Genomic DNA, 22512 nt, shown 5'->3' with positions numbered 1-22512 from the left:
CCGCGGGGCTCAGCTCACCCGGTAGGCGCGGTAGCGCACGGCATCCGCCTGCCTCCGAGCGGCCGAGAGGAACAGGGTTCGCTGCAGGTGGGCGAGTGCCGGCGCGGCCGTCTCGATCTGCACGGTCGTGCGGAAGTAGTACGCGCCCGGGTCGACGTCCTCACCGCGTCGCAGCTGCTCGAGCACGTCGGGAGTGCCTGTGCGCAGTCCCTTCGCGTGCAGCAGCAGCAGGTCGCCTCCGTCGGTCCGTGCCGAGTAGCGGCCGTCGATCTCGATCGTACCGTCGGGTCGCACGATCTGCCAGTCCGCTCCGCCGGCCAGGATCTCGGCCTCGACGGCGCCCGTGATGCGCCCGCCGAGGATCGGCACGACACGGCGATGGCCGACGCTGGTGGCGTGGTGATCTTCGAGCGGGCCGAGGTCGACGGTGACGTCGAAGGCGAACTCGAGGTCGGGTCGGGGGAGTTCATCGTGCGAGGTCATCGGGTCTCCTCATGGTCGGCGGCGAGCAGGTCCGTGACTCAACGCGCATCGAGATCGATGGCCTTCATCGGCGCTTCAGTGGCCCTGTCGGGTGCCGCGACAGCAGTACTGTTCTTCTTCCAGCCGTGGAGAAGCTGTCCCTATGAGGACACGTCCGTGGGGTGCGCCATGCTGCCGAATGACGCCGCGGTGATGGTGACCGCGCTGGGTATCGCCCTCATCGGCGCCGCGGTGTTCGCTGTCGGCAGGCTTCAGGGGCGTCGAGCGGGTTAGTGGTACAGCGGAGGCGGCGTAGCCGGCACGGCGATCAGCGCTGCCATCACGAGGACCGTGCTGAGCCCCACGATGCTCCATACCGTGGCACGTCGCTCGCGCTTCGGATGCACGCCGTCTAGCCCCACCAGCACGGCCGACAGCAGCAGCACGAGCCAGACCACAAGCGCGATGATGCCCATCCCGATACCGATCGCCCGCTCGGTATCGTCCGAATCGGCGTACTCGATGACCGTGACGCCGGGGCCTCCCCAGCTGAGGCCGGGGCCCGCCAGGCTGAGGCCGGCTAAGCCGAGCATGAGAGCCCCGAAAAGTCCGATGAGCGTCGCGGCGATGGTCAGGGAGGCACTGCCGACGATCCGCACGGCCCCATAGTGGCACGTGGCGGGCGCGAGCGCAGTCACGGGCGTCGGCAGCGACAGCTACAGGCAGTTCGGCGACTGCAGCAGCGGTAGCTCGAACCTGGTCAGCCTCGCGGCCGATCCGGGCTCGAGGGCGAACCATCCGGCGATCTGCCCGTCGGCGACCCGCGTGCCGTAGTCTCCGGCGGCGAACGGCTGATGGCCGTCGTCCGCGCTCGTGTGCAGGACTGGGGTGGCGATCAGCCCATCCTGCTCGAGCACGTCTATCGATGAGAGGAAGAGGAAAGACCTCTCTTCGACGGCGTATCCCGATTCGCACCCGTCGACCAGTAAGGGGGTGACGAGCCACGGCATGGTCAGAAACCCCCAGAACACTGCCACCACGGTTCCGCCGATCGACAGCAGTCGCCCGATCACGATCAGTCCGAGCCAGCCGGAAGGCGCCGAGACGGTGCAGAGCATGTAGCTGATCGCGATGAACGCGAGGATCGTGGATGCTCCGATGATGTGTCGTGACGGCAAGGTGCCGAGCAGCAGCTGAGCATCGCCACCGGATGCGGAATCGACCACGGCCACGCCGATCACCGCGATCGTCGCTGCGGCCACTGCCACTGTCGCCGCAATCTGCAGCATCCGCGGGCGCCGGGATGCCGTGAGGGTGCGCTCACTCATCGCCGCTCTCTTTCACGAACGCATCACGAGCAGGACAGGTGCGAATACACCTCGATGACTCGCTCGATATCGGGGTAGCCCGCTTCTTCCAGAGCGGCCCGCACGTCCTCCCGCACGGATTCCAAGTAGGCGGACCCTCGGAGCCTGATCTCGGGAACGGAGTCGAGGTCAGGATCATCGTCGAGGAGCGAATACCACTCCGACCACTGAGACTCGCTGACCGTCGCATCATCGAGAGCTTTGGCAGCGATGCTGCTGGCCTCGGCGGGCGGATCGTCGACCGCGGGGCTGAGCCACCATTCGATCTCGCACGTGCCACCCGGCACAGGCACGGTTTCGGAGCGATCGGGACCGCTCGCCGGCGGCATGAGGCCGCAGCCGGTCATCGCCAACAGGGCCGCCACCAGAGAACCACTGAACAGCCAAGGTCGACGCATGCAGAGATCATAGGTGAGCGTTCTGAGCATGCTCCGTCGCCAGCTCGACGAGCATTGCCTGACCAGAGGACATCGGTTCGGTCGTGAGTTCTACGGATCCGAAGGGGAAAGGGTAGAAGAACGTCCCTGTTCCGTCCCACTCGGTGATCGGGATCATCGCGAACCAGATCTGGCTGATCGCGACCGAGACGACGGCGAGGATCGCAACGGCAGCAGCGGCCCGATCGAGGTATCGGATTGCTGAGGGGATGTCTTGCGCGCGGCGCAGCACCGCGGTGATCGCCGCCAATGCGATCGCGGCGAATGCGAAGAGGATCAACGGGCTGGGCTGCAGAGCGAGATACACGCACGTCGGCGCGGTCTCGGTCGCGTTGCCGGCCGCATCGATGAAACCGCCGTCCGCTGCGACGCCTCCTGGGCAGTATCCCTTGCCGCTCGTCATGAACGTCGAGTAGCCCAGAGCGGCGACCAGGGCGACCACGACCAGGCGCCGAACGCGAGCGATGATCTCCATGCCCGGCACTGCGGACTCTGTCGTCGGCGCCTCCCGCCTCGCGGTCTGAGACACGTTGACCCCCCTTGTGCTTTGCCCATGACACTATCGACGGCCGCGCCGAACATCCACCGAGGAATTGGTGATCGGAACGAGCTCGCCGACGGATGGCACACACTCATGCGCAGCATCCAGGCGGTCGCCGTCGATGCCGCACGTCAGGCGATATAGATCTTGCGCAGCGTCTCGGTGACCGTCCACGCGGTGCGCTGCCCCGCGGCGAGGCGCACGACCGACCCGGGGCCGACCTCGACGGCGGGCAGCGGGGGGTCGACGAACTCGATCCGCGCCTGACCGGTCAGCACGACGAACACCTCGTCGACCTCGGTGTCCGATGCCGTGCCGGGCGTCATCTCCCAGATGCCGATCTCGACCTCGCCCAGAGTCCCCAACGCCTGCACAGCCGTCGTCGGGCGACCGATGAGCACGTCCACCGCAGGCAGCGGTTCGTGCATCAGCGGCAGCGCCGCGGCATCCACTCCGGTTCCCGGCGCGAGCTCGCCCGGCGCGAGCTCGCTCACGAGTCGAAGCCCATGCCGACGGCATCCAGCGTCTTGAGGAACAGGTTGCGCTTGCCCTCGTTGTGATCGGCCCGGTTCATCGCGGCTCGCACGAGGTTGACGCCGATCGAGGCGACGGGCTCGGGCGGGAACGGGATCGGCTTCTCGCGCACCATCGCGAGCTCGGTGCGCTCGGTCGGCTCGCCCGACAGCTTGTCGAGCATGACGTCGGCGGCGAAGCGCGCGGCGCCGACGCCGAGCCCGGTGAACCCGGTCGCGTAGGCCACGCGTCCCTTGCGGGCGGTGCCGAAGAACGCGCAGAAGCGACTCGACGAGTCGATCGCCCCCGCCCACCGGTGCGTGAAGCGCAGCCCCTCGAGCTGGGGGAACGTCGTGAAGAAGTGCGAGGCGAGCTTGCGGTGGCTCTCGGCGCGATCCTCGTACTCGGGTCGCACCTTGCCGCCGAAATGGTAGACCGCGTCGTATCCGCCGAACAGGATGCGATTGTCGGCGGTGAGGCGGTAGTAGTGGAACTGGTTGGCGCTGTCGGCCAGGCCCTGGCGGTTCGACCACCCGATCGACGCCAGCTGCTCGTCGGTCAGCGGCTCGGTCATGAGCACGTAGTCGTAGACGGGAACCGTCATCAGGCGGTTGCGCTTGAGCAGCGAGGGGAAGACGTTCGTGGCGAGAGCCACGGCATCCGCTCGCACCTGCCCGCCGTCACGTGTGACGAGCGTGATCGCGCTCGATCCGTCGCCGATGACCTCGCGCACGAGCGACTGCTCGTAGATCTCGACCCCGAGTTCGACCGCGACGCGCGCCAGCTCGAGACCGAGCTTGGCGGGGTGCACGAGCGCACAGGCATCGCGCTCCCAGGCGCCGGCGAGGAACGTGTCGGAATGCACCTCGGCCTGCACGGCCTCGCGGTCGAGGAATCCCTCCTCCTCGCGCAGCCACTCGACCTGGTGCGGCTCGACGGCGACGGCCAGCTGGCCGGTGCGCTCGAAGTCGACATCCATGCCGTACCGCTTCACGGTCTCTTCGATGCCGTCGAGGTTCTCGATCCCCAGCTCTTCCAGGCGGTCGATCTCGTCGGGCCAGCGCGTGAGGCCGTTCTCGTGCCCGTGCGTGAGGCTCGCCTCGCAGAACCCTCCGTTGCGGCCCGACGCCGCCCACGCGATGCGCGACGCCTCGAGCAGCACGACCTTGCGCTGAGGATCGCGCTCCTTCGCACGCACGGCGGTCCACAGGCCGGCATAGCCCCCGCCGACGATGGCGAGGTCGGCGGTGATGCTGCCGGTGAGTGCGGGGTGCGAGACACGCTCGACGTCATCGAGCCAGAACACGCTGAACGCGGTGTCGCGCAGCGAGGCATCGATCACGGCATCCGCGGGGCGGCGACGTTCGAAGACCGTGGTTCCCATGGTGTTCTCCTGGTTCCGGACCCGCGCCTCAGCGCGTGCCCCAGTTGTAGAGGTCTTTGTAGAGCCCTGCGTAGAGCAGGCTCTCGGTGTGCGTGATGCCGGGGATCGTGCGGATGCGGGTCGCGATCAGATCGAGCAGGTGGCTGTCGCTCTCGCACACCGCCTCGACGAGGATGTCGAACGTGCCGAGCGTGACGACGACGTACGCGAGCTCGGTGATCTTCGTCAGCTCCTCGGCGATCAGTCGGGGGTCGCCCGTGACGCGGATGCCGATCATCGACATGCGATTGAAGCCGAGCTGCATCGGGTCGGTCACGGCGACGATCTGGATGATGCCCGCCTCGGTCATCCGCTGCACGCGCTGACGCGCCGCCGCCTCGCTGAGCCCCACCTCTCGGCCGATCTCGGCATAGGGCCGTCGACCGTCCTCCTGCAGCAGCTCAACGATCCGCTTCGAGATGTCGTCCAACACGGGCTGCTTCGGCGTGGTGCTCATGTGTCGATATTGACAGGATCGGCGCTCCCTGGCAACTGATTCCATCGTTAAGATCACTTCACTCTTCTGTATTCGTGATCCGATCGCTAGCATGGCGAGCATGGCCACAGAACTCCTACAGAACTTCATCGGCGGGCAGTACGTTCCCGTGAGCGGACAGAAGCGGATGCCGCTGATCGACCCGGTGACCGAGGAGGCCTACGGCGAGCTGCCGGTCTCGGACGCCTCCGACGTGGACGCCGCTTACGCCGCCGCATCCGCCGCGTTCCCGATCTGGCGCGACACCACTCCCGCCGATCGCCAGCTCGCGCTGTTCCGCATCGCCGATGAGATGCAGACCCGCGCCGAGGAGTTCGCCGACCTCGAGTCGAAGGACACCGGCAAGCCGCGTGCCAGCCTCGTAACCGACGAGATCCTGCAGTCGATCGACCAGCTGCGCTTCTTCGCCGGAGCCGCCCGCAGTCTCGAAGGACGCGCGGCGGGGGAGTACCTCGCCGGCCACACCTCGTTCGTGCGCCGCGAGCCGATCGGCGTGATCGGACAGGTCACCCCCTGGAACTATCCGCTGAACATGGCCGTGTGGAAGATCGCCCCGGCGCTCGCCGCAGGCAACACGGTCGTGCTGAAGCCCGCCGAGTCGACGCCCCTGACCACCCTGCTGCTCGCCGAGATCGTCGCGCTGCACACGCCCGCCGGCACGCTCAACGTCGTGCTCGGCGACCGCGACACCGGCGTGGCGCTGGTCGAGCATCCGACGCCGCAGATGGTCGCCATCACCGGATCCGTGCGCGCCGGGATGGCCGTCGCACGATCGGCGGCGAACGACGTCAAACGGGTGCACCTCGAGCTCGGCGGCAAGGCGCCCGCGATCGTCTTCCCCGATGCGAACCTCGACAAGGCGGCATCCGGCATCGTCACCGGCGCGTTCTTCAACGCCGGACAGGACTGCACCGCGGCCACCCGCGTGCTCGTGCACTCGTCTGTGCACGACGAGTTCGTCGCCGCGCTCGTCGAGAAGGCGAAGACGGATGCCCGCACGGGCGCCCCGCACGAGGAGGGCGTGCTCTACGGTCCCCTCAGCAGCGCTGCCCAGCTCGCTCAGGTGCAGGGCTTCGTCGACCGCCTGCCTGCACACGCCACGATCGAGACCGGCGGTGCGCGTCAGGGTGAGAAGGGCTACTTCTTCGAGGCGACCATCGTGTCGGGTCTGCATCAGGACGACGAGGCCGTGCAGGGCGAGATCTTCGGCCCGGTGCTGACCGTGCAGTCGTTCGAGACCGAGGAGCAGGCGCTCGAGATGGCGAACGACGTGCCCTACGCCCTCGCATCGTCGGTGTGGACCGCCGATCATGCCCGCGCGATGCGCTTCTCGCGCGACCTCGACTTCGGCTGCGTGTGGATCAACACCCACATCCCGTTCGTCTCCGACATGCCTCACGGCGGTTTCAAGCACTCGGGCTACGGCAAAGACCTCTCGCAGTACGGCTTCGACGACTACACGCGCATCAAGCACGTGATGTCCGCGCTGGACTGACGGCGGGTCTCGGGCTACCAGCGCGAGCGGATGAGCGACCCTCGCGTGAACCGCACCACCGAGATCGTCATCGGCACACTGCCGACGGGGGCATCGAGAGCTCGCGCGAGCAGCAGCTCTGCGGCCGATCTGACCTCGGCGAGCGTCGCGGCGACGCCGCGCACGTCGAGGTCGGCGACGTGCAGCACCCACCACCCGCGCTCCAGCAGGGCCGTCACCTCATAGGGGTACACGGCCGGGGTCGGAGTGTCGATGCGCGACGACGGACGTCGGTCGAGCCGGTGCGGGATGGTCGGTCGCATCGGATGCCTCCTCCCTGTGGTCGTACGGGGCCGCGGTGGCTCCCTGAAGCAAGACGCGCACGGCCGTGGATCATGACGCGGATCAGGGTCCGGATCTCTCGACACGTATGACGCGATGTGTCAAGCTGGGGCGGACGTCGAATCCGGGGGGATCAACTTGGCACGACCACTTGCGGGGCCCCAGACCCTGCTCCGAACACTCAACGGCCGCGCGATCCTCGAGACGCTCGCGCGCCGAGGCCCGCTCACCCGCGCCGAACTGGTCGCCGAGACCGGTCTCTCCCGCACTGCGGTGACGCAGGTGCTGCGGATGCTCGAATCATCGTCGGCGGTCGCCGCTGCGGGCGTCGACCGTGACACGCGGGGACCGGCAGCAGGGCGCGTCTCGCTGCATCCACATCTCGGACTCGCTGCCGCGGTGCACGTCGACGCCCACGCCGCCCACGTCGCGCTGGTCGACCCGACCGGAGCCGTGCGGGCCGAGAGCCACGCCGCCTTCCCCGTGCGCGGGGACCGCGTGCAGCACATCGCCGGGCTCATCGACGCCTGTCAGAGGGCCGTGGCCGGTCCGCTGCTGCTCGCGGTCGTCGGCATCCCGGGCATCGTCACCGCCGACGGAGTCATCCGCGACGATCAGGGCCCCGACGGCGGCGCGTTCAAGAACGCCCTGTCGACGCGCCTCGGCTGCCCGGTGCGGGTGGAGAACGACGTCAATCTCGCGGCGCTCGCCGAGCTCTCCGAGGGCGCCGGCGCGGCGCTCAGCAGCTTCGCGCTGCTGCTCCTCGACGACGGACTCGGCGCCGGCATCGTGATCGACGGCTCCCTGCACCGGGGCTTCTCGGGCGTGGCCGGCGAGGTCATGTATCTGCCGCAGAGTCCGCTGCCGATCGGCGCTCCCGTGCTCGGTGACGCCGTCGTGCGCGACCTCGCACTGGCGAACGGGCGTGACCCGGACGAGACGATCGACCAGCATCTCGACGCCGCCTCCGCCGGCGATCCGGCCGCACTCGCCATGGCCGCCGAGATGGGACGCAGGCTCACCCTGATCGCGGGCAGCATCGCGCTCGTGCTCGATCCCGAGGCGTTCCTCCTCAGCGGCACTGCCGCGCACCCGGCGCTGGCCCGAGCGGCGGTCGCCTTCGCCGAAGAGCTCGCCCCGCAGCTCCCGCTCACCCTCCTCGTCTCGTCGTTCGGCCCGGAGGCGCCGCTGGTCGGCGCAGTCGGTGAGGCGGCATCCGCTCTTCGCGCGACCGTCTTCTCGCGGTTGCTTCCCGCATCGGACAGGAGTCGGCGATGACCTCGGACCTCGCGGATCACCTCGGCCTCGCGCCGGGAGCCAGGGGCGTGATCATCAACGCCGACGACTTCGGCATGTGCCACGCGGCCAACACCGCGATCATGCAGCTGCTCGATGCGGGGCACATCGACTCGACGACGCTCATGGTGCCGTGCGCGTGGGCACCCGAGGCGCTCGCTTTCGCGGCCTCGCGCGCCGACCTCGACGTCGGCGTGCACCTCGTGCTCACGAGCGAGTGGACCGACTACCGCTGGCGGCCCCTCACCGGCACCGACACCACCCTCGTCGACGACGCGGGGTACTTTCCCGCCGGCGTCCTCGCGATCGAAGAGCTCGCGTCGGTCGACGACGTCACCGCCGAGATCGCCGCGCAGCTGCAGACGGCGCTGGACGCCGGGGTCGACGTGACGCATCTCGACAACCACATGGGGTCTGTCTACGGTCTGCTGACCGGGCGGGACTTCCTCGGCCCGGTGTTCGAGCTCGCCGCCCGCAACGGCCTGCCGTTCCGGCTGCCGCGCAGCATGGACGGGACCGGCGACGACGCCGCCCTGCAGGCGAAGCTCGCCGAGGCCTCGGCCGCCGCCGACGCGCTCGGCGTCGAGATCATCGATCGGCTGTGGAGCCACCCGTTCGAAGAGGCGCCGGACGAGTCGTACGAACAGGTGCGCGACGGGTTCATCGCGCTGCTGCGCGCGGTTCCGGCCGGAGTGACCGAGATCTACCTGCATCCGATGGTCGACGACGACGAGCTGCGCGCGGCCGTCGACTTCGGTGCGGCCAAACGCGGGCACGAGCTTCGCCTGCTCTCCGACCCCGAGGTGCTGCAGGTGTTCGCCGACGAGGGACTGGTGCGGCTCGGATGGCGCGATCTGCGCGATCTGCAGCGGAGCCGACGCGCATGACGTCGTTGACGACGCGGCTGCGCGACCGACGACTCGACGCCGCCCCCACGAGGGCTCAGGCCATCGCGTTCGGAGCATCGGGGTTCCCGACCCAGCTCATGGCGCAGACGTTCTCGGCTTTCGTCGTCTACTTCTACGTCACCCACCTCGGTGTCGCGCCAGCATGGGTGGCCGCGGCGATGATCGCGCACGGCGTGCTGAACGCGGTGCTCAACCCGGTCGTCGGGGCGCTGTCCGACCGCATCCGCACGCCGTGGGGCCGCCGCATCCCGTGGATCGGTCTCGGCATCGTGCCGCTCGTGGTCGCCTTCGCGCTGGTGTGGATGCCGCCGGAGCTGCCGACCGCCGGGCTGATCGTCTGGTTCCTGATCGTGGTGGCGGTGTACGACGTCGCGTTCGTGGTGGTCGTGCTGAACATCTCGGCGCTGTTCCCCGAGATCTTCCGCACGACCGACGAGCGAGCGCGTGGCAACGTGCCCCGTCAGATCTTCGCGATCCTCGGCATGGTGCTCGGCACCGCGGGTGCCCCTGCGCTGTACGACTCGATCGGCTGGCCGGGAATGGCCCTCGTGCTCTCGGCCGTCTGCCTCGCGCTGCTCGTGTGGTCGTTCTTCGGTGGCATGATCGAGCGTCGAGTGCCCGAGGCCGCATCCGAGGCGATGCGCTGGGGTGACCAGCTGAAGTACACGTTCGCGAACCGGGCGTTCGTGCCCTACGTGCTCGGCTCGCTGTTCATCCAGACCTCGATCGCCGTCATCCTCGCGGCGCTGCCGTTCTACGTGCGCTACTCGCTGGGCGCCGCCGAGGGGGAGGCGAGTCTGCTGCTGGGGGCGATCTTCGTCACAGCCATCCCGTCGATCGTGCTGTGGAGCGCGATCGTGCGCCGCACCTCACCCCGCGCAGCGCTGCTGTGGAGCGTCGCCGTGTTCGGGATCTCCGTGCTCGGCTACCTGCTGCCGTCGACCGTGCTCGCCGCAGCGCTCATCGGCGTCGCGGTGGGCGTCGGCGTCGGCGGTCTGCTGCAGCTGCTCGAGGTCGTGCTCGCTCAGATCATCGACGAGGACGCCACGCGCACCGGTCATCGACGCGAGGGCGCGTACTTCGGGGTGAACGGCTTCGTCGTGCGCGGCTCGGTCGTGCTGCAGGCCGTCGTGGCGGCGGTGGTGCTCACGGCATCCGGCTTCGACGCCTCGCTCGGCGAAGCGCAGCCGGAGGCCGTCGACGGCGGGATCCGCGTCATGGTCGCGGTGGTCCCGCTCGTCTTCGCCGCCCTCGCGTGGCTGTGCTTCTGGCTCTACCCGATCCGCACGCGCGATCTCTGACCGACGTCAGGACGCGGCCTGACGGGCCTCCCAGCCCGTGCGCACCATCTCGTCGACCGTGTATCGCATCTTCCAGTCGAGGTCACGCGCGGCGAGCTCGCCGGTCGCGACGATGCGGTCGGGGTCTCCCGGACGCCGAGGGCCGATCTCAGGGGTGAAGTCGATGCCCGTGACGCGCGCGACCGCGTCCATGATCTGCTTCACGCTGAGGCCGTCGCCCGAGCCGAGGTTGTACGCGGCCTCGATCGGCTCGCCACCGGCGAGACGCTTCGCTGCCGCGACGTGGGCGGCGGCGATGTCGCCGACGTGCACGTAGTCGCGCACGTTGGTGCCGTCCTCGGTGTCGTAGTCGTCGCCGTTGATGCGGGGGGTCTCGCCGGCGATGAGCTTCTCGAACACGATCGGGAAGAGGTTGTGCGGGCTCACGTCATAGACCGACGGGTCGGCCGAGCCGACCACGTTGAAGTAGCGCAGCGAGGTGTGACGCAGCGGCTTGTCGGAGTCGGCGGTCGCGATCGCCTGGTCACGGAGCAGCCACTCGCCGATGAGCTTGGACTCGCCGTAGGGGCTCGCCGGCTTCTTGGCGGTCTCCTCGACGACGAGCGCCACATCGGGAGTGCCGAACACGGCCGCCGACGACGAGAACACGATGTTGGTGACGCCCGCGGCATCCATCGCCTCGAGGATCACCCGAGTGCCCTCGACGTTCTGCGCGTAGGTGTGCAGCGGACGCTGCACCGAGACGCCGGCGTACTTGTATCCGGCGACGTGGATGACACCCTCGGCGTCGTGATCGCGCAGCGCCTTCTCGACCAGTTCACGGTCGAGGATGCTGCCCTGCACGAAAGCCACGCCTTCGGGCACGAACGATGCGACGCCGCTCGAGAGGTCGTCGAGGACGACGGGCGTGAGCCCGGCATCCGCCAGTGCGCGAACGACGTGCGAGCCGATGTAGCCGGCGCCGCCGGTCACGATCCAGGACATTGTGCTCCTCAGGGTGGGGAAGTGTTCAGTATCTCAGGTCGCGATCGGCGGACTCTGAAGCCGCGAGTTCACGACGTGGTCGAGCGGGCAGCGGTCACGCGTCGCGATGCGCCCCGGCCGACGGCGTGACGGTGAAGATCACGGGGGAGGTGAAACCGGATGCGGCGAACGCCGCCGACACGGCATCCGTCACCTGCTGCACCGAGTCCTGCTCGATCAGCGCGATCGCCGCACCGCCGAAGCCTCCACCGGTCATGCGAGCACCGAGTGCGCCGGCCGCGAGGGCCATCTCGACCGCCGTGTCGAGCTCGGGGACCGAGATCTCGAAGTCGTCGCGCATCGAGGCGTGCGAGGCCACGAGCAGGTCGCCGATCGCACGGGCACCGTCTTCGCGCAGCACCACGACGGTGTCGAGCACGCGCTGGTTCTCGGTGACCACGTGCCGCACGCGGCGGAACGTCACGTCGTCCATGAGCTCCTCGGCGCGGGGCAGGTCGTCGACCGAGATGTCGCGCAGGCTCGGCACGCCCATGATCGCGGCACCGCGCTCGCAGGCCGCACGGCGCTCGCCGTATCCGCCCGTGGAGTGCGCGTGCTTGACCCGGGTGTCCATCACGAGGATCGCGAGGCCGGCCTCGGCGATGCCGACCTGCACGAGGTTCGCATCGAGCGAGCGGCAGTCGAGGAAGATCGCGGCATCCGGCTCGCCGAGCATCGACGCCATCTGGTCCATGATGCCGGTCGGGGCGCCGACCGCCTCGTTCTCGGCCTTCCGACCGACGCGGGCGAGGGCGACGCGGTCGAGCCCGGCGGCCCAGAGGTCGTTGAGCGCGGATGCCGTGGCACCCTCGATCGCCGCCGACGACGAGAGCCCCGCGCCCACGGGCACGTCGGACGCGATGGCGATGTCGAGCCCTGAACCGGTGGCCGCGGACGGAGCGACACCGTCGGCCTGGCGCAGCGCCCAGGCGACACCGAGGGGGTAGGCGGCCCACTCGGGCACCCGCGGCGCGGTGCCGGTCGGGGTCGGGAACAGCTCGTCGAGGTCGTCGAGGGAGACCTCGACCGGCTCGTCGGCGAAGGTCGAGGCGACGCGGATGCGGCGGTCGTCGCGGATTCCCACGGCGGCGACCGTGCGATGCGGGATGGCGAAGGGCAGCACGAATCCGTCGTTGTAGTCGGTGTGCTCGCCGATCAGGTTCACGCGCCCCGGCGCCGACCAGACGCCTTCGGGGGTGCGACCGGTGAGGTCGGTGAAGAGTGCGCGCGCGGCGTCCTGGGTGGTGGTCATGCGGATGCCTCGTCTGCGTTCTGGTCTGCGGATGCGGTGTGTGCGGCGTCGGCCTTCGCGATGGCCTCGCGGATGCGGGCCGCACCCTGCTCGGGGGTGACCTCGGCGGCCCAGGCCCACATCGCGGCCTCGGATCCCGCGAGGAACTTGAGCTTGTCGGCCGCCCGGCGGGGGCTGGTCAGCTGCAGGTGCAGGCGCACGCTGTCTCGGCCGACGTTCACCGGGGCCTGGTGCCAGGCGGCGATGTAGGGCGTCGGGGTGTCGTAGAGCGCGTCGACACCGCGGAGCAGTCGCAGGTAGAGGGGCGCGAGCTCGTCGCGTTCGGCATCCGTCGTCTCGGCGAAGTCCGGAACGTGGCGGTGCGGCATGAGGTGCACCTCCAGCGGCCAGCGGGCGGCGAAGGGCACGAATGCCGTCCAGTGCTCCCCGCGGAAGACGACCCTCTCGGATGCCTGCTCGGACTCGAGGATGTGCTGGAACAGGTCGGGCGCGGTGCGGTCGATCGAGTCGAGCAGGCGCGTGGTGCGCGGCGTCACGTAGGGGTAGGCGTAGATCTGGCCGTGGGGGTGGGGGAGCGTGACGCCGATGGCCTCGCCGCGGTTCTCGAACGGGAAGATCTGCTGAATGCCCGGCAGCTTCGACAGGGCGGCGGTGCGGTCGGCCCAGGCCTCGATCACCGTGCGGGCGCGCGTCACCGACTGGGTGCCGAACGAGCCGGTGTGCTCGGGGCTGAAGCACACGACCTCGCAGCGTCCGACCGAGGTGCGGGTGCGGCCGAGTCCGAGGGCGGCGAGATCGTCGAGCCCGCGGGGAGGGTTGCTCGCCTCAGGAGCGGTGCCGGTCGCCTCGGCGAGGGCGGGGCCGAAGGCGGGCGAGCGGTTCTCGAACACGGCGACGTCGTAGAGCGACGGCACCTCCGAGGGGTTGGTCGGCGACTGCGGAGCGAGCGGATCGGCGTCGGCGCTCGGCATCATCACGCGGTTCTGCCGGTTGGCGGCGACCGTGATCCAGTCGCCGGTCAGCACATCGAGGCGCATCGTGGCGGTCTCGCCGCGGGCGTCGAGCGTGCGGCTGTCGACGGCGCGGTCGGCCCCGAGCGTCGTGTCGGGATCATCGAAGTAGATCAGTTCGCGGCCGTCGGCGAGCGTCGTCGCGCGCTTGACGATGCCGGCGGAGAGGGTCTCGGTTCGCAACTCGGGAGATTCGGGCGTGTTCACGTAAACATGGTACGCACAGCGCCGTGGTAACGTCAACATTCCGGAGTTGTGAGCGCGTAGAGAGGGTGCCCGTGGACGACGAGCTGCTGCGCGACGATGATCTGCGTCGCGGCGCCGCGCGCCCGCGCCGTCGCCAGGCCCCGTCCGGTCGTGTCTCGATGGCGATGGTCGCCTCCCGTGCCGGCGTCTCGGGTCAGACCGTGTCGCGCGTCGTCAACGACAGCCCTCGCGTCGACCCCGCGACCCGCCGGCGCGTCGAAGCCGCGATGGCCGAGCTCGGCTACCGCCCCCACCGCGCAGCGCGCGCTCTGCGCACCGGACGCTCGCAGACCATCGGACTCGTCGTCACCACTCTCGCGACGGTCGGCAACTCGCGGATGCTGCAGGCCACCGCCGAGGCCGCGGCTGAACGCGGCTACGCCCTCACCCTCGTCACCGCGGGCGACAGCGTGGCCGACGCCTTCGAGCGCCTGGCCGAGCAGGAGGTCGACGGCGCGATCGTGCTGAACGAGGCGTCGGCGCTGGTACCCGCAGCCGATCGGCCGCCGGGACTGCGCCTCGTGGTCGTCGACGCCCCGGGGTCTGCGGATCTCGCGGTCGTGCACAGCGACCATGTCGGAGGCGCCGCTGCGGCGACCGCTCACCTGCTGGGCCTCGGACACGAGACGGTGCACCACCTCGCCGGGCCTGCCGACTCGTTCGCGGCCGCCGAGCGCGAGCGCGGATGGCGGAAGGCGCTCGCGGAGGCCGGGGTCGAGGCGACCGAGGTCGTCCGCGGCGACTGGACCGCCGAGGCAGGGTTCGCCGCGGGCGAGGCGCTGCGAGCAGCATCCGCCGTGTTCTGCGCCAACGACCAGATGGCGCTCGGGCTCCTCCGTGCGCTCGCCGAATCGGGGCGGCGGGTTCCCGAGGACGTCAGCGTCATCGGCTTCGACGACGTGCCGGATGCCGCCAACTACCGCCCGCCGCTGACGACGATCCGTCAGGACTTCGCCGCCCTGGCACGCCGCGCCGTCGACCTGCTCGTCGCCGACATCGAGGGTGCCGCGGACGGTGCGGCATCCGCTGTCGTCGTGCCGACGCTTCTGGTCGAACGCTCCAGCACGCGCTGAGCCGCGCCGCCCCCCGCACCCCGCCCGCCCCCGCACCCCGCCCCCTGGCGGTGCGTGGCCAGAAACGCACGTGAATCGCGCCTTTCGGATGCGTTTGTGACCACGCACGCGGCAGGGGCGGCCACGCCACCGCCCCGCGAACCCGGATAGCGGTTTCCACTCGCCGCTTGCGCGCCCGACGGAGTCATGGCATGCTGACGGAAAGCGCTTACCCACAACGGGCGACCGGCGCACCGGCTTCCCACAGAACGGACCAGCAATGTCACAGGCGACACCCCGCGAGATCGGGATCATCATGAACGGCGTCTCCGGGCGCATGGGCTACCGGCAGCACCTCGTGCGGTCGATCCTCGCGATCCGCGACCAGGGCGGCATCGAGCTGCCCGACGGATCCCGCATCACGGTCAAGCCGCTGCTTGTCGGCCGCAACGAGGCCAAGCTCGCCGAGCTCGCCGCGAAGCACGGCATCGACGACTACACGACCGACCTCGACGCAGCGCTCGCGGACCCGAAGTGGGAGATCTACGCCGATTTCCTCGTGACCAAGGCCCGCGCCTCGGCCCTTCGCAAGGCGATCGCGGCCGGCAAGGCGATCTACACCGAGAAGCCGACCGCCGAGTCGCTCGACGAGGCCCTCGAGCTCGCGCGTCTCGCGGACGAGGCCGGCGTCAAGACCGGCGTCGTACACGACAAGCTCTACCTGCCGGGTCTGCAGAAGCTCAAGCGCCTCATCGACTCCGGTTTCTTCGGCCGCATCCTCTCGGTGCGCGGCGAGTTCGGCTACTGGGTCTTCGAGGGCGACTGGCAGCCCGCGCAGCGCCCCAGCTGGAACTACCGCACCGAAGACGGCGGCGGCATCATCGTCGACATGTTCCCGCACTGGAACTACGTGCTCGAGAACCTGTTCGGCGAGGTCAAGAGCGTCTACGCGCAGGCCGCCGTGCACATCGCCGACCGCTGGGACGAGAACGGCGAGCACTACACCGCCACCGCCGAGGACGCCGCGTACGGCATCTTCGAGATCGAGGGCGGCATCGTCGCCGAGATCAACTCCAGCTGGACGGTGCGCGTCAACCGCGACGAGCTCGTCGAGTTCCAGGTCGACGGCACCCACGGATCCGCGGTCGTCGGACTCTTCGGCGCGAAGATCCAGCCCCGCAACGCGACTCCGAAGCCGGTCTGGAACCCCGACCTCGAAGACAGCCACGACTACGACGCCGACTGGCAGAACGTCCCGACCAACGATGTCTTCCTCAACGGCTTCCGTCAGCAGTGGGAGGAATACCTGGTCTCGTTCGTCGAGGGCACGAAGTACCCCTTCGACCTGCTCTCGGGCGCCCGCGGCGTGCAGTTCGCCGAGGCGGGGCTGACCTCCAGCGCCGAAGGCCGCAAGGTCGCACTCACCCCGCTGACGCTGGGTTGAGCATGACCTCTCTCCGACTTCTCGACGCCGCGGGCGCGGTGACGGATGCCGAACTGCGCGAGGGCGGCGGGTACACGCGTCCGGCCTCTCCGCTGCAGAGCCGCGTCGCGTACGCCGCAGCCCATGTCGTGCCGAAGGTGTACGCCGACAACACCCCGGGGCAGCCCGCCGACATCGACTGGGACTCGACTCTGGCGTTCCGCCGCAACGTGTACTCGTGGGGTCTGGGCGTCGCCGACGCCATGGACACCGCTCAGCGGAACATGGGGCTGGATGCCGCGGCGACGCGCGAGCTCATCACGCGCAGCGCCGAGGTCGCCCGCGAGGAGGGCGGCTCGGTCGTGGTCGGCGTCAACACCGATCACGTCGCCGAGTCGCACATCTCGCTCGACCAGGTGATCGACGCCTACAAGGAGCAGCTGCACTTCACCGAGGAGCAGGGGGCGGGCCCGGTGCTCATGGCCTCTCGCCACCTCGCCCGTGTCGCTGAGAACGCCGACGACTACCGTCGCGTCTATCGCGAGGTGCTCTCGGCGGCCACCGTCCCGGTCGTGCTGCACTGGCTCGGCACGGCTTTCGACCCCGAGCTCGCCGGGTACTTCGGAGCGGACGACTGGCAGACGGCATCCGCTGTGCTGCTCGACGTGATCGCCGAGAACCCCGAAAAGGTCGCCGGCGTGAAGATGAGCCTCCTGAACGCCGAGTCGGAGATCTCGGTGCGCGAGCGACTGCCGCAGGGTGTGCGCATGTTCACCGGCGACGACTTCAACTACGTCGGCCTCATCGGCGGAGACACCGTGGGGCAGGGTGACGGGCACTCCGACGCGCTGCTCGGCGCGTTCGCGGCCATCACCCCGGTCGCCTCCGCGGCGATCCAGGCGCTCGATGCCGGGGACCCCGAGCTCTACCTCGAGATCCTCGGCCCGACCGAAGAGCTCAGCCGCCAGGTGTTCGCCGCGCCGACCTTCTATTACAAGACCGGTGTCGCCTTCCTCGCCTGGCTCAACGGGCACCAGCCCGCCTTCCAGATGGTCGGCGGACTGCACTCGGCGCGCAGCCTTCCGCACCTCAGCCGCATCGTCGAGCTGGCGAACGCGTCGCTCGCCCTCGAGAATCCCGAACTCGCACGCGAGCGCTGGCACGGGATGCTGCGCCTGAACGGAGTGGACCTGTGACCGTCGACCCGCGCCTGTCGATCAACCAGGCCACGATCAAGCACGCAGACCTCGCGACGGCGCTGCGGGTGACGGCGGATGCCGGCATCCAGGCGATCGGCCTGTGGCGCGAGCCCGTGAACGAGGTCGGGCTCGACGTCGCCGCGCAGATGCTCGCCGATTCGGGGCTGCGCTTCACGACCCACTGCCGCGGTGGTTTCTTCACCCTTCCGGAGGGGCCGGATCGCATCGCTGCGCTCGACGACAACCGCCGAGCGATCGAGGAGACCGCGACCCTCGCCGCCGCGGGCGCCGACGGATCGACGGCCGTTCTCGTGCTCGTGGCCGGCGGCATCCCGGTGGGATCGCGCGATCTGATCGGCGCACGCGAGCGTGTGCGCGATGCGATCGGCGTGCTCGCGTCCGACGCGAAGGCGGCGGGCGTGACGCTCGCGATCGAGCCCCTGCATCCGATGTACGCCTCCGACCGCGCGGTCGTCTCGACGCTCGGGCAGGCACTCGACATCGCGGCCGATTTCGATGCCGACGTCGTGGGCGCGGCGGTGGACACGTTCCACATCTGGTGGGATCCGCAGGTGCTCGAGCAGATCACGCGCGCCGGCCGCGAAGGGCGCATCGCGACGTACCAGGTGTGCGACTGGAAGACCCCGCTCGCCGCCGATGTGCTGCTGTCGCGGCATTACACGGGTGACGGCGTGATCGACTTCGGCTCGCTCACGCGGGCCGTGATCGACACCGGATACGACCGTGACATCGAGGTCGAGATCTTCAACGCCGACATCTGGGCGGACGCTCCCGAGCACGTCGTCCGTCGTACGGCCGAGACCTTCGGCACCGCGATCTCGCCGCATCTGCGCTGACGGCCACCGGGATCCGGTCGGGGTCGGGTTTCGGTCGGGCACCGGCCGCGAACGTCCGCGAGTGGGCCACGCTTCCACCGTCTGCAGGACCCGAGCACGGATGCAGGGCCATGACACCGTTTCTGTCCTGCATCCGTGCCCGCGTCCTGCAGATGGGAGGGGGTGCGGCGGTCTTCTCGTCCGACGGGACCGGACCGGAAAAGACCGGACCGTTCGCCGGGAGCACGTGCAGGACTCGAGCACGGATGCAGGGCCATGACACCGTTTCCGTCCTGCATCCGTGCCTGGGTCCTGCAGACGGGACGGGGTGCGGCGGTCTTCTCGTCCGACGGGACCGGACCGGAAAAGACCGGACCGGAAAAGACCGGACCGGACAAGACCGGACGGGAACGTCCGCCGGCACCGGACCGTTCGCCGGAGCACCTGCAGGACCCGAGCACGGATGCAGGGCCGTGGCACCGTTTCTGTCCTGCATCCGTGCCTGGGTCCTGCAGACGGGACGGGGTGCGGCGGTTTTCTCGTCGGACCGGACCGGACCGGACCGGACCGGACCGGACCGGACCGGACCGGACAGAACGCCGCCGAAGACCGGATCCCCACCCGGGAACCGCCCACCTGTACGCGGCGGTCGCGCACGGCGCAAGCCCCGAGACACCCCGCCGAACGATTGAGAGGATGACGTCATGACGAAGATCCGCCCAGGACTCTGCTCGGTGACCTTCCGGTCGCTGAGCGCCGAACAGGTGGTCGACCTCGCCGCCGACGCCCGACTCGAGGTCATCGAGTGGGGAGCCGATTCGCACGTGCTGCCCGGCGACGTCGAGCAGGCCGCAAGGGTCGCGACGCTCACGACGGATGCCGGGCTCGTCGCGTGCTCCTACGGCTCGTACTTCCGTGCCGGTGCCGACGAGCCGATCACCCCCGTGCTCGACACCGCCGAGGCGCTCGGTGTCGATCGCGCGCGCGTCTGGGCAGGGCCGATCGGGTCCGACGAGGCGTCGCCGCAGGACTGGGCGTCGACGATCGCCCGACTGCAGGATGCTGTCGATGAGGCCGCCGCCCGGGGAATCTCGCTCGCGCTCGAGTTCCACTCCGGGACGCTCGCCGACACCGCCCCGACGACGCTGCGGGTGCTCGATGAGGTGGCTCGGCCGACGCTCCGCTCGTACTGGCAGCCGACGGTCGGCGCCACGGTCGATGCGGTGCTCGACGAGTACCGCGCGATCGCCGACCGGGTCAGCGCCGCGCACGTGTTCTCGTGGTGGCCGGATCACGAGAGGCTTCCGCTGCGGGCGAGGGATGCCCTGTGGACCCGCTTCTTCGCGGAGGCGCTGTCCGCGACGACTCCGCCCCGCGATGCGCTGCTCGAGTTCGTACCCGGCGATGATCCGACGCTGCTGCGTGGCGAGGCGGCGACGCTGCGCGCCTACCTCTCCCTCTGAGCCATGCGCCCCCGCAGCCCGGTCGCCGGACCCTCCCCGGCATCGCCCTCACCGCGCAGTATGCTCAGGGCATGAGTCAGCAGGAAAGCCCTTCCCGCGTGCGTCAGCCGCGGCATTCGCGGGGCGCGGCCCCGACCCTGCACGACGTCGCCCGTGAGGCCGGGGTCTCGCTCGCCACGGCATCCCGTGTTCTCAACGGATCCGAGCGCAAGGTGGCCGAGTCCTTCCGTGAGCGCGTCGAGCAGGCGGCCGCCGAACTGGGCTACACGGCTAACGCATCGGCGCAGGCGACCGCCCGAGGAAGCTCGCCCGTCATCGCACTGCTGGTCGCCGACATCGCCGACCCCTACTTCGGACTCATCGCGGCCGGTGTCGCTCGCGGAGCCGACGAACAGGGCCTTGTCGTGACGATCGCGATCACCGAGCGAGATCCGGCACGCGAGGCGCGCATCGTGCGGGCCCTCCGTGGGCAGCGACCCCAGGGCCTGATCCTCGCCGCATCGCGCACGAACGAGCCGACGGACTCCGACACCTCACGCGAGCTCGCGGAGTACGCCCGCTTCGGTGGACGCGTGGTCACGTTCGGCGCCGGCAGCGCAGACAACCGCCACGTCGAGATCGACAACCGCGCCGGCGCCGAAGCGCTCGGTCGCCGCATGGCGTCTCTCGGATACCGCTCCGCCATCGCGATCGGCGCGGCCGAGGGAGTGCTGACGTCGGACGAGCGTCTCGCCGGATTCCGCGCCGGCTTCGAGACCGACGGCGGGGCCATCGAGCAGGTGATCCGCGGCGACTTCCGCCGCGAATCGGGTGCGCAGGCGATGACGGCGGCCCTCGCCGACGGCGTCGAACCCGGAACGCTCGTGTTCGGCATGAGCGACGTGGTCGCGATCGGAGCGATGGCGGCGATCCGCGAGGCCGGTCGTGAGGTCGGCGCCGACATCGCGGTCTGCGGCTTCGATGACGTGCCCTCGAGCAGCGATGTCACCCCGGCGCTCACCACCGTGCGCGTGCCGCTCAGCGAGGTCGGATATCAGGCCTTCCGTGCGACGGTCGACGCCGACTGGCAGCAGGCTCCGCTTCCGCTCGAGGTCATCGTGCGGGCGAGCACCCCCGGACTCACCCGATGACCCGTGTGGTGCTGGCGCCGGACAGCTTCAAGGGCACGATCACCGCGGCGGATGCGGCGGCATCCCTCGCCGAAGGCTGGTCATCGGTCGAGCCGACCGCGACGTTCGTGCACCGCCCCATGGCTGACGGCGGCGAGGGCACCGTCGCCGCGTTCGAGGCGGCCGTGCCGGGAGCGCGACGCATGCCGGTCGTCGTCGACGGACCCGCGGGGCTGCCGCTGGAGACGAGCTGGCTGCTGCTTCCCGTCTCGGGGGATTCTCCCGGGGGGACCGCCGTCGTCGACCTCGCGTCGACCTCGGGCATCGAACTGCTCGACGAACTGCGTCCGTGGGATGCCGACACCACCGGATTCGGTCAGGCGATCGCCGCAGCCCTCGACCACGGCGTCACGCGACTGGTCGTCGGCATCGGGTCGAGCGCGTCGACCGACGGCGGCACCGGGATGCTGACCGCCCTCGGTGCGCGATTCCTCGATGCCGCCGGTGAGCCGGTCGCGCGAGGAGCCCGCGGTCTCGCCGACATCGCCTCCGTCGACCTGAGCGGTCTGCGCACGGCGCCGCGGGTGCGCGTGCTCACCGACGTCACGAATCCCCTCGTCGGCCCGCGGGGCGCCGCAGCCGTGTTCGGACCGCAGAAGGGTCTCGTCGGCCCGGAGCTCGCCGAGGTGGATGCCGGACTAGCGGGCCTCGCCGAACTGCTCGGCCTCGACTCCGCACTTCCGGGCACCGGAGCCGCCGGTGGCACGGGCGGTGCGCTGGTCGCCTGGGGTGCGACGCTCGCCCCGGGCGCTGCCGAGGTGGCGGACCTGATCGGCCTCGCCGACGCGATCGCCGACGCCGACCATGTCATCACAGGCGAGGGGTCGTACGACGGTCAGTCCGGAGACGGCAAGGTGCCCTCGTTCATCGCCGGCCTCGCGTCGACGACCGGTGCGACCGCCCTGCTCGCCGCCGGACGCATCACGGCCGACTCCGACACCGCGCTGTTCACGGCATCCGCGTCGCTCACCGAGATCGCCGGATCCTCGGATGCCGCGCTCGCCGACCCCGCCCGCTGGTTGCGCGAGGCCGGAGCCCTGCTCGCCCGCTCGGTCTGACGCATCGCCTCGGCGCGCGTCGGCCCACGGTGGGGTTCGCTGTTGCGCAGCATCCGTCCGCATTCGTCCGCATTCTTCCGCCCGGGTTGCCCCCGCCCCCCGCAGCATCCGCCCGCCAGCCCGTCGGGACCACTTTCGCAGCCGGCTCGCCAGTCGGGGCCACTTTCGCATCGGGATCGGCCGTTTCGGGTGCGTAATTGACCCCGCACACGCAGGGGGGC

General features: G+C 70.0%; 25 protein-coding genes. 13 read left to right on the top strand and 12 right to left on the bottom strand.

All coding sequences use genetic code 11. The features are described from left to right. Positions 1–9 precede the first annotated feature (9 nt). Positions 10–483: a DUF3237 domain-containing protein gene (locus tag AKG07_RS10230; RefSeq protein WP_053097772.1), complete on the bottom strand. Its 474-nt coding sequence runs from the start codon at positions 481–483 to the stop codon at positions 10–12. Positions 484–540: 57 nt separating this feature from the next. Between AKG07_RS10230 and AKG07_RS10225 the strand changes: the two genes are divergently transcribed. After that, positions 541–756 carry a hypothetical protein gene (locus AKG07_RS10225; RefSeq protein WP_053097771.1) on the top strand — a complete coding sequence of 72 codons (216 nt, stop codon included), beginning with the start codon at positions 541–543 and terminating at the stop codon, positions 754–756. Here the strand turns inward: AKG07_RS10225 and AKG07_RS10220 are convergent. The 4 genes from AKG07_RS10220 to AKG07_RS10205 are packed head-to-tail and all read right to left on the bottom strand — an operon-like array spanning position 753 to position 2795. Next, positions 753–1121 carry a hypothetical protein gene (locus tag AKG07_RS10220; RefSeq protein ID WP_082298046.1) on the bottom strand — a complete coding sequence of 123 codons (369 nt, stop codon included), beginning with the start codon at positions 1119–1121 and terminating at the stop codon, positions 753–755. The two genes, AKG07_RS10225 and AKG07_RS10220, sit on opposite strands and share 4 nt — an antisense overlap. Before the next feature lie 57 nt (positions 1122–1178). Further along, positions 1179–1790: a hypothetical protein gene (locus AKG07_RS10215; protein WP_150115121.1), complete on the bottom strand. Its 612-nt coding sequence runs from the start codon at positions 1788–1790 to the stop codon at positions 1179–1181. 23 nt (positions 1791–1813) lie between these two features. Further along, complete coding sequence (locus AKG07_RS10210; RefSeq protein ID WP_150115120.1) at positions 1814–2257, bottom strand: hypothetical protein; 444 nt, start codon at positions 2255–2257, stop codon at positions 1814–1816. Further along, complete coding sequence (locus AKG07_RS10205) at positions 2235–2795, bottom strand: hypothetical protein (RefSeq protein WP_150115119.1); 561 nt, start codon at positions 2793–2795, stop codon at positions 2235–2237. Before AKG07_RS10205 ends, AKG07_RS10210 begins: the two co-directional genes overlap by 23 nt. A gap of 24 nt (positions 2796–2819) precedes the next feature. Between AKG07_RS10205 and AKG07_RS18185 the strand changes: the two genes are divergently transcribed. Then, entirely contained in the window at positions 2820–2951 is a 132-nt protein-coding gene (locus tag AKG07_RS18185) for a hypothetical protein (protein ID WP_256381360.1), read from the top strand. On the opposite strand, the gene AKG07_RS10200 is transcribed toward AKG07_RS18185, so the two are convergent. Genes AKG07_RS10200 through AKG07_RS10190 form a run of 3 tightly spaced genes read right to left on the bottom strand, consistent with a single transcriptional unit; the run spans position 2939 to position 5200 of the window. After that, the gene (locus tag AKG07_RS10200; protein ID WP_233277244.1) at positions 2939–3301 is read right to left on the bottom strand and encodes a cupin domain-containing protein; all 363 of its coding nucleotides are present in this window, start codon (positions 3299–3301) and stop codon (positions 2939–2941) included. The two genes, AKG07_RS18185 and AKG07_RS10200, sit on opposite strands and share 13 nt — an antisense overlap. Next, positions 3298–4704: an NAD(P)/FAD-dependent oxidoreductase gene (locus AKG07_RS10195; protein ID WP_053097766.1), complete on the bottom strand. Its 1407-nt coding sequence runs from the start codon at positions 4702–4704 to the stop codon at positions 3298–3300. Before AKG07_RS10195 ends, AKG07_RS10200 begins: the two co-directional genes overlap by 4 nt. 28 nt (positions 4705–4732) lie before the next feature. After that, a complete protein-coding gene (locus tag AKG07_RS10190; protein ID WP_053097765.1) occupies positions 4733–5200 on the bottom strand; it encodes an Lrp/AsnC family transcriptional regulator in 468 nt (155 codons plus the stop codon). 100 nt (positions 5201–5300) lie between these two features. On the opposite strand from AKG07_RS10190, the gene AKG07_RS10185 reads away from it, so the two are divergent. Beyond that, complete coding sequence (locus AKG07_RS10185; protein WP_053099251.1) at positions 5301–6734, top strand: gamma-aminobutyraldehyde dehydrogenase; 1434 nt, start codon at positions 5301–5303, stop codon at positions 6732–6734. A gap of 14 nt (positions 6735–6748) precedes the next feature. Here the strand turns inward: AKG07_RS10185 and AKG07_RS10180 are convergent, their stop codons facing one another. Further along, positions 6749–7036: a hypothetical protein gene (locus tag AKG07_RS10180; protein WP_053097764.1), complete on the bottom strand. Its 288-nt coding sequence runs from the start codon at positions 7034–7036 to the stop codon at positions 6749–6751. 157 nt (positions 7037–7193) lie between these two features. Between AKG07_RS10180 and AKG07_RS10175 the strand changes: the two genes are divergently transcribed. Genes AKG07_RS10175 through AKG07_RS10165 form a run of 3 tightly spaced genes read left to right on the top strand, consistent with a single transcriptional unit; the run spans position 7194 to position 10560 of the window. Then, entirely contained in the window at positions 7194–8333 is a 1140-nt protein-coding gene (locus tag AKG07_RS10175) for an ROK family transcriptional regulator (RefSeq protein WP_053097763.1), read from the top strand. Continuing rightward, a complete protein-coding gene (locus tag AKG07_RS10170) occupies positions 8330–9238 on the top strand; it encodes a polysaccharide deacetylase family protein (protein ID WP_053097762.1) in 909 nt (302 codons plus the stop codon). Before AKG07_RS10175 ends, AKG07_RS10170 begins: the two co-directional genes overlap by 4 nt. Then, complete coding sequence (locus AKG07_RS10165) at positions 9235–10560, top strand: MFS transporter (RefSeq protein WP_053097761.1); 1326 nt, start codon at positions 9235–9237, stop codon at positions 10558–10560. Before AKG07_RS10170 ends, AKG07_RS10165 begins: the two co-directional genes overlap by 4 nt. 6 nt (positions 10561–10566) lie before the next feature. On the opposite strand, the gene galE is transcribed toward AKG07_RS10165, so the two are convergent. The 3 genes from galE to galT form a co-directional block, all read right to left on the bottom strand. After that, a complete protein-coding gene (galE, locus tag AKG07_RS10160; RefSeq protein WP_053097760.1) occupies positions 10567–11544 on the bottom strand; it encodes a UDP-glucose 4-epimerase GalE in 978 nt (325 codons plus the stop codon). A 94-nt stretch (positions 11545–11638) separates the two neighbouring features. After that, positions 11639–12835, bottom strand: a complete 1197-nt coding sequence (gene galK, locus AKG07_RS10155; protein WP_053097759.1) for a galactokinase — start codon at positions 12833–12835, stop codon at positions 11639–11641. Then, positions 12832–14052 carry a galactose-1-phosphate uridylyltransferase gene (galT, locus tag AKG07_RS10150; protein WP_053097758.1) on the bottom strand — a complete coding sequence of 407 codons (1221 nt, stop codon included), beginning with the start codon at positions 14050–14052 and terminating at the stop codon, positions 12832–12834. Before galT ends, galK begins: the two co-directional genes overlap by 4 nt. A 158-nt stretch (positions 14053–14210) precedes the next feature. Between galT and AKG07_RS10145 the strand changes: the two genes are divergently transcribed. The 7 genes from AKG07_RS10145 (at position 14211) to AKG07_RS10115 (ending at position 22291) form a co-directional block, all read left to right on the top strand. Further along, the gene (locus AKG07_RS10145) at positions 14211–15164 is read left to right on the top strand and encodes a LacI family DNA-binding transcriptional regulator (protein WP_053099250.1); all 954 of its coding nucleotides are present in this window, start codon (positions 14211–14213) and stop codon (positions 15162–15164) included. A gap of 259 nt (positions 15165–15423) precedes the next feature. Further along, positions 15424–16587, top strand: a complete 1164-nt coding sequence (locus tag AKG07_RS10140; RefSeq protein WP_053097757.1) for a Gfo/Idh/MocA family protein — start codon at positions 15424–15426, stop codon at positions 16585–16587. Between the two features lie 2 nt (positions 16588–16589). Continuing rightward, positions 16590–17762 (top strand): dihydrodipicolinate synthase family protein, encoded by a 1173-nt coding sequence (locus AKG07_RS10135; protein WP_053097756.1) that lies wholly within the window; start codon positions 16590–16592, stop codon positions 17760–17762. Then, positions 17759–18622, top strand: coding sequence for a sugar phosphate isomerase/epimerase family protein (locus AKG07_RS10130; protein ID WP_053097755.1), 864 nt, complete (start codon positions 17759–17761; stop codon positions 18620–18622). The genes AKG07_RS10135 and AKG07_RS10130 overlap by 4 nt, the downstream gene beginning before the upstream one ends. A 683-nt stretch (positions 18623–19305) precedes the next feature. Continuing rightward, positions 19306–20064, top strand: a complete 759-nt coding sequence (locus AKG07_RS10125) for a sugar phosphate isomerase/epimerase family protein (protein ID WP_053097754.1) — start codon at positions 19306–19308, stop codon at positions 20062–20064. A 71-nt stretch (positions 20065–20135) separates the two neighbouring features. Further along, positions 20136–21194, top strand: coding sequence for a LacI family DNA-binding transcriptional regulator (locus AKG07_RS10120; RefSeq protein ID WP_082297895.1), 1059 nt, complete (start codon positions 20136–20138; stop codon positions 21192–21194). Then, entirely contained in the window at positions 21191–22291 is a 1101-nt protein-coding gene (locus AKG07_RS10115) for a glycerate kinase (RefSeq protein WP_053097752.1), read from the top strand. Before AKG07_RS10120 ends, AKG07_RS10115 begins: the two co-directional genes overlap by 4 nt. Positions 22292–22512: the final 221 nt, after the last annotated feature.

The sequence above is a fragment of the Microbacterium sp. CGR1 genome (assembly GCF_001266755.1).
Taxonomy (GTDB): domain Bacteria; phylum Actinomycetota; class Actinomycetes; order Actinomycetales; family Microbacteriaceae; genus Microbacterium.
The sequence above is the reverse complement of the archived record's forward strand: the minus strand, read 5'-3'. Positions and strand labels throughout refer to the sequence as shown.

Bases quoted from the DNA above. Each gene is read 5' to 3' on its own strand.
- AKG07_RS10190 (WP_053097765.1), bottom strand. From the start codon at position 5,200: ATGAGCACCACGCCGAAGCAGCCCGTGTTGGACGACATCTCGAAGCGG.
- AKG07_RS10225 (WP_053097771.1), top strand. From the start codon at position 541: ATGGCCTTCATCGGCGCTTCAGTGGCCCTGTCGGGTGCCGCGACAGCA.
- galK (WP_053097759.1), bottom strand. From the start codon at position 12,835: ATGACCACCACCCAGGACGCCGCGCGCGCACTCTTCACCGACCTCACC.
- galE (WP_053097760.1), bottom strand. From the start codon at position 11,544: ATGTCCTGGATCGTGACCGGCGGCGCCGGCTACATCGGCTCGCACGTC.
- AKG07_RS10135 (WP_053097756.1), top strand. From the start codon at position 16,590: ATGACCTCTCTCCGACTTCTCGACGCCGCGGGCGCGGTGACGGATGCC.
- AKG07_RS10215 (WP_150115121.1), bottom strand. From the start codon at position 1,790: ATGAGTGAGCGCACCCTCACGGCATCCCGGCGCCCGCGGATGCTGCAG.
- AKG07_RS10145 (WP_053099250.1), top strand. From the start codon at position 14,211: ATGGCGATGGTCGCCTCCCGTGCCGGCGTCTCGGGTCAGACCGTGTCG.
- AKG07_RS10180 (WP_053097764.1), bottom strand. From the start codon at position 7,036: ATGCGACCGACCATCCCGCACCGGCTCGACCGACGTCCGTCGTCGCGC.
- AKG07_RS10125 (WP_053097754.1), top strand. From the start codon at position 19,306: ATGACGAAGATCCGCCCAGGACTCTGCTCGGTGACCTTCCGGTCGCTG.
- AKG07_RS10115 (WP_053097752.1), top strand. From the start codon at position 21,191: ATGACCCGTGTGGTGCTGGCGCCGGACAGCTTCAAGGGCACGATCACC.
- AKG07_RS10140 (WP_053097757.1), top strand. From the start codon at position 15,424: ATGTCACAGGCGACACCCCGCGAGATCGGGATCATCATGAACGGCGTC.
- AKG07_RS10195 (WP_053097766.1), bottom strand. From the start codon at position 4,704: ATGGGAACCACGGTCTTCGAACGTCGCCGCCCCGCGGATGCCGTGATC.
- AKG07_RS10185 (WP_053099251.1), top strand. From the start codon at position 5,301: ATGGCCACAGAACTCCTACAGAACTTCATCGGCGGGCAGTACGTTCCC.
- AKG07_RS18185 (WP_256381360.1), top strand. From the start codon at position 2,820: ATGACACTATCGACGGCCGCGCCGAACATCCACCGAGGAATTGGTGAT.
- AKG07_RS10165 (WP_053097761.1), top strand. From the start codon at position 9,235: ATGACGTCGTTGACGACGCGGCTGCGCGACCGACGACTCGACGCCGCC.
- AKG07_RS10230 (WP_053097772.1), bottom strand. From the start codon at position 483: ATGACCTCGCACGATGAACTCCCCCGACCCGACCTCGAGTTCGCCTTC.
- AKG07_RS10120 (WP_082297895.1), top strand. From the start codon at position 20,136: ATGAGTCAGCAGGAAAGCCCTTCCCGCGTGCGTCAGCCGCGGCATTCG.
- AKG07_RS10170 (WP_053097762.1), top strand. From the start codon at position 8,330: ATGACCTCGGACCTCGCGGATCACCTCGGCCTCGCGCCGGGAGCCAGG.
- AKG07_RS10210 (WP_150115120.1), bottom strand. From the start codon at position 2,257: ATGCTCAGAACGCTCACCTATGATCTCTGCATGCGTCGACCTTGGCTG.